Source organism: Moraxella sp. 179-F 1C4 NHS, from assembly GCF_045370505.1.
Classification (GTDB): Bacteria; Pseudomonadota; Gammaproteobacteria; order Pseudomonadales; family Moraxellaceae; genus Faucicola; species Faucicola tetraodonis.
In genome coordinates this window covers 1-4,996 of sequence record NZ_JBIQEC010000048.1, presented here as the reverse complement: position 1 = coordinate 4,996, position 4,996 = coordinate 1, and the positions used below count along the sequence as shown (strand labels likewise).

The window sequence follows — 4,996 nt, the reverse complement described above, 5'->3', positions numbered from 1 at the left end:
CCTATTCTAAATGCTATAGATTTAGGCATATTTTGGCACTTTTTATCTCGTTTTTGAATTGGGGACACAGCCTAATAAGGATACTAAATGAAACCATTGAATTTTCTGATCGTCATGGACGATATCCACACCATTAACTACAAAAAAGACACCACGCTCGCGATGCTGTGGGCGATTGCAGATCGTGGTCACACGGCGCATTATTGCCAAATTCACGATTTGTGGCTCGATAATGGCGCATTGCAAATTGATAGCCAATCGCTCAAAACGTTGAAAGACCCTGCACGTTTTTATGAACTGGGGGAAAAAACCACGCAGCCTGCTAGCGCATTTGACGTCATCTTGATGCGTAAAGACCCCCCGTTTGATATGCAGTTTTTGTATAGCCTGTACTTGCTAGAATATGCTCAGCGAGCAGGTGTATTGGTGGTCAACAACCCAGAAAGCGTACGTGACTGTAACGAAAAACTGTTTGCGACACAATTCCCTGAGCTGATGACACCGACGATTGTGACCAACAAACAAACCCATATCCGTGATTTTATCAAAACCCACCAAGATGTCATCGTCAAACCGCTTGATGGTATGGGGGGAATGGGTATTTTTCGACTGACCGCCGATAGCCCTAATATTGGCTCAACCCTTGAAATGCTAACCCAGCTTGAAAGCTTGCCTGTGATGGCGCAAAAATACTTGCCCGAAATCAAGGACGGCGATAAACGCATTTTAATTGTCGGTGGTAAGCCCGTGGATTATTGCTTGGCGCGTATCCCAAGCCAAGGCGAAACGCGCGGTAATCTAGCCGCAGGTGGTCGTGGTGTCGCCATGCCATTGTCAGCGCAAGAGCGCCAAGTTGCTGAGCAAGTGGCGCCTGTGCTACTGCAAAAAGGCTTGTACTTTGTCGGACTCGATGTGATTGGTGGCAAAGTGACAGAGATTAACGTGACTAGCCCCACCTGCGTGCGTGAGATTGACGACCAATGCGGCACGCATATCGCAGAGGATTTTATTGCGTTTATTGAAACTCAAATTAATTAAACTAATTTACATTAAAAAGAGGATAACTTTATGAATATTGTTATCCTCTTTCTAGTTTGATTATTTAATAACTGATGCAAAAATAATGCATTTTTAATACTTGTAATACCAAAGGTATTGTTAAAAAACACATACCTTTGCCCTTTAAAATCTTCAAACTTTTTAGCCAAAGCTGTCTGTTCATCTTCGCTATATCCCAATTTAAACATTTTTGGCATGGCATGTAGCCCATAATATAATGTGTCGTCATTGTTGATAAAAACATCATCAGGGATTTATCCACGCTTTTAAGCAGAGTCGTCACCCCAGCTATCACAATATTGGCTTCTTTAAGTGCAATTTTAACCTCATCACATCATCAGCGCACAAGACGAAATTCCACCTCATTCACAAATCGACGGTCTATTGTTCATAACACTTTTTGCAGATTTTCATCACTGTATTTGAAGAACGACGGTAACTGAAATAACAAACCGGTTCATTTATTTTGCCAACCTGCATGGGTATGCTCGTAAAACCCTGAGCAGCCGATATAGTTCATGATGTGTTCTCTATTATTTTTATCAGATAGCTAAGTCGTTAAAACCCTATAATTCGTATGGCAAACTGTATTAATTATGAAGGATTTAATCAACCTGTCATATAACGTTCAATAATTTGTCACATAATCTTGCTACTCTTTTTCCATAATTTTATAAGTGTGTCTAACAGCTTACTAACTTATTTCATAAATTTATCAATTATTAGCCTGAGGAGGTATCGCCATGACCCAACATAACCATTTTGATCATGACTTCGTAGAAGACTCTAACACATCAAAAAATCCAGAATTTAGCCAAATTGTTGCCAAACGTATGAGCCGTCGCACCATGTTGAAAGGTGGTACAGGTCTGACTGCAGCAGCGTTTTTTGGCACATTGCCGCTCGTAGGCTGTGGTAGCGATAACGATAGTAATACAGGTTCAACGGGTAATGGTACAAGCCCTGCTGTACCCGCTACTGGCGATTTAAAAACACCAAAACAATTAAACTTCACTGCTGTGGCTCATTATACAGGTAATGAGATGGTGGTTGCTGACGGCTACAATGCTGAGGCTATCTTACACGTTGGTACACCTTTTATGAGCGGTATCGAAGATTGGAAGGATAACCGTGAACAAACGGGTGAATCTTTCCAATATCGTATGGGTGATAATCATGACGGTATGTGGTTCTTTGGTAAAAACGGCGAAAAATATGATCCAAAGTCGTCAAACAATGCTTTATTGGTCATGAATCATGAATATACCAATGAAACCATCAACCCTGCAGGTCCTTTTTCAACACCAAATCCAGATACCACTGCGCCAGCTATTTTCAAAAATATCCGTAAGGCAACTGACGTACGTCGTGAGTGCTACGCCCATGGTGTAAGTGTTGTTGAGATGAAGCGCCGCGCCAATGGTATCGGCTATGAAATGGTTAAAGATTCAAAATTCAATAAACGCTATACCAGTGCCTCAGAAATTAAAATTTCGGGTCCAGCTGCTGGGTCAGATATGTTAAAAACCAAGTATGACCCAACAGGTACCAAAACCCGCGGTATCAACAACCAATGTGGTGCAGGTCTTTCACCTTGGGGTACTTACTTAACTACCGAAGAAAACTTCTTAAACGTCTTTGCCCGTGGTGCAGACAAAGCCATTATTAGTGCAAAAGAAGATAGTTCTCGTGTGCGTTATGGTTTACCAGAAAATGGTACAGGCGGTGGTTACCGATGGCATACCCCAGCTAAAGCTGATGAAAAATTTACCGATGAATTTGCACGTTGGAACAGTGCAGCCACAGGCGCAAGCGCATTAGAAGACTATCGAAACGCATTTAACACCTTTGGTTATATCGTTGAAATTGATCCATTTAATCAGTCAGCAATGGCAGTTAAACGCACGGCGCTAGGTCGTTTTGCGCATGAAAACTGTGCCTATGCACCTGTCGTTGAAGGCAAACCAGTTGTGATGTATATGGGTGACGATGCGCGTGGCGAATATATCTATAAATTTGTCTCAGACGCAAAATGGTCAAACGCTGATATCGGTGGTGGTCTAAAAGCAGGTGATAAATACTTAGACAAAGGTACTTTGTACGTTGCAGTATTTAAAGATGATGGTACAGGTGAATGGAAAGCGCTAACACATGGTCAAGGTGCATTAACCAATGCCAATGCAAAATATGCCTTTGCTGACCAAGCCGATGTTTTAATCCATGCGCGCTTAGCGGGTGATGCATTGGGGGCAACCAAAATGGACCGTCCAGAATGGGTATCAGTAAGCCCAGTAACGGGTGAAGTGTATGTAACACTGACCAATAACTCAAACCGTACACCTACAAAACATGGCATGAATGCTGCTAACCCACGTAACTACGCTGGTGACAAGGGTAATCGCAACGGTCATATCATTCGTTGGGCTGAAAAAAATAACGACCATACAGCTACCAGCTTTAACTGGGATATCTACCTATTTGCAGCGCCAAATGACTTAACCGCAGAAAATCTGTCTGGTTTAAATGCCAATAACGATTTGTCTTCTCCAGATGGTCTATACTTTGACCCACGTGGCGTATTGTGGATTCAAACCGATGACGGTGCTTACACTAGCAGAACCAACTGTATGCTACTAGCTGCGCTGCCAGGTAAAGTCAATGATGGTAAAGAAGTAACCACATCAGCGGGTATCAAAACTCGCGTCGGTATGCAAGCCAATGAGCAAAACATCAAACGCTTCTTTGTGGGTCCAAAAGGTTGTGAAGTAACAGGTATCACCTTAACCCCAGACTTTAAAACGCTGTTCATCAATATCCAACATCCAGGCGAAGATCAACCAGGGGTCACATGGGGCGCGATTGCTGGTGGTACTACACCGCGTTCAGCGACGGTGATGATTACCAAAAAAGACGGCGGTGTGATTTTAGGTGAGCCATTAAAATAAGTTAAGCACGCAACAAAGTTATCAAAAACCCTTGAACAGTGATTCAAGGGTTTTTTTATAAAATAACCTTTTATCTTTTAAAGGTTTAAAAAAAATGCTATGATTTTGCCATTTTTATGGTGATTGTTTTTTCCGATAAACGGTCAGTCATACGGGGTTTTCTAATCCCCACCTCACCTAGATTGGATTGATCAAGGATAATAAGATGAGTGAGCCAACGATGCAAAAACCGCGCGTGCTGATGATGGCAGCAGGCACGGATTGGCATCGACCACTTTTTGGATGCCTGCTGGGTTGCCAGATATACTACCTTGAATGCTGCCTGATCAGATGGGAACACCTTACGCTTATTCACCGCTGTCCGAATCACGCTGTTTAGCGACTCTATCGCATTGGTGGTATAGATCACTCTTCTGATGTCTTTAGGATAACCAAAGAACACCGTTAAGCCCTCCCAGTTATTGCGCCAAGACTTGATGACATGCGGGTACTCTTTGCCCCATACTTCATCAAAGTGCTCAAGGTTGGCCTCTGCCATCTCAAGCGTATCAGCACCGTAGATGGCCTTTAAATCAGCTGCTACGGCCTTCTTGTCCGTCCAAGGTACGAACTTCATCGAATAGCGCACCATATGCACGATACACAGCTGAACCTGAGCGTTAGGGTAGACCGTATTAATGGCATCAGGGAAGCCTTTTAGGCCGTCTACACAGGCAATAAGAATATCTTGAACCCCGCGGTTTTGTAGCTCAGTGAGAACACCAAGCCAGAATTTAGCGCCCTCGTTCTCTGATAGCCACATGCCAAGCAGCTCTTTTTTACCATCAAGAGCAACGCCTAAGGCCAGATAGATAGCTTTGTTGATGATCTGCTTGTCCTGACGAACTTTGACGACAATGCAGTCTAAGTAGACGATAGGATAGACGCTGCTCAGTGGCCGGTTCTGCCAAGCGGTGATGTCATCCAAGATGTTGTCAGTGACTCTGGAAACC

3 protein-coding genes and 1 pseudogene are annotated in these 4,996 nt (G+C 43.3%); 2 read left to right on the top strand and 2 right to left on the bottom strand.

What is annotated here, in order from left to right; genetic code table 11:
- The first annotated feature begins 87 nt into the window (after nucleotides 1–87).
- Nucleotides 88–1,038 carry a glutathione synthase gene (gene gshB / locus ACH0AB_RS11570; protein ID WP_406878238.1) on the top strand — a complete coding sequence of 317 codons (951 nt, stop codon included), beginning with the start codon at nucleotides 88–90 and terminating at the stop codon, nucleotides 1,036–1,038.
- Nucleotides 1,039–1,049: 11 nt separating this feature from the next.
- Here the strand turns inward: gshB and ACH0AB_RS11565 are convergent, their stop codons facing one another.
- Nucleotides 1,050–1,256 carry a DUF72 domain-containing protein gene (locus tag ACH0AB_RS11565; protein WP_406878237.1) on the bottom strand — a complete coding sequence of 69 codons (207 nt, stop codon included), beginning with the start codon at nucleotides 1,254–1,256 and terminating at the stop codon, nucleotides 1,050–1,052.
- A gap of 546 nt (nucleotides 1,257–1,802) precedes the next feature.
- Here ACH0AB_RS11565 and ACH0AB_RS11560 point away from each other — a divergent pair.
- Nucleotides 1,803–4,004 carry a PhoX family protein gene (locus ACH0AB_RS11560; protein WP_406878235.1) on the top strand — a complete coding sequence of 734 codons (2,202 nt, stop codon included), beginning with the start codon at nucleotides 1,803–1,805 and terminating at the stop codon, nucleotides 4,002–4,004.
- Nucleotides 4,005–4,260: 256 nt separating this feature from the next.
- Here ACH0AB_RS11560 and ACH0AB_RS11555 read toward each other — a convergent pair.
- Nucleotides 4,261–4,996 (bottom strand): annotated as a pseudogene (locus tag ACH0AB_RS11555) (IS256 family transposase); the annotation flags it as partial.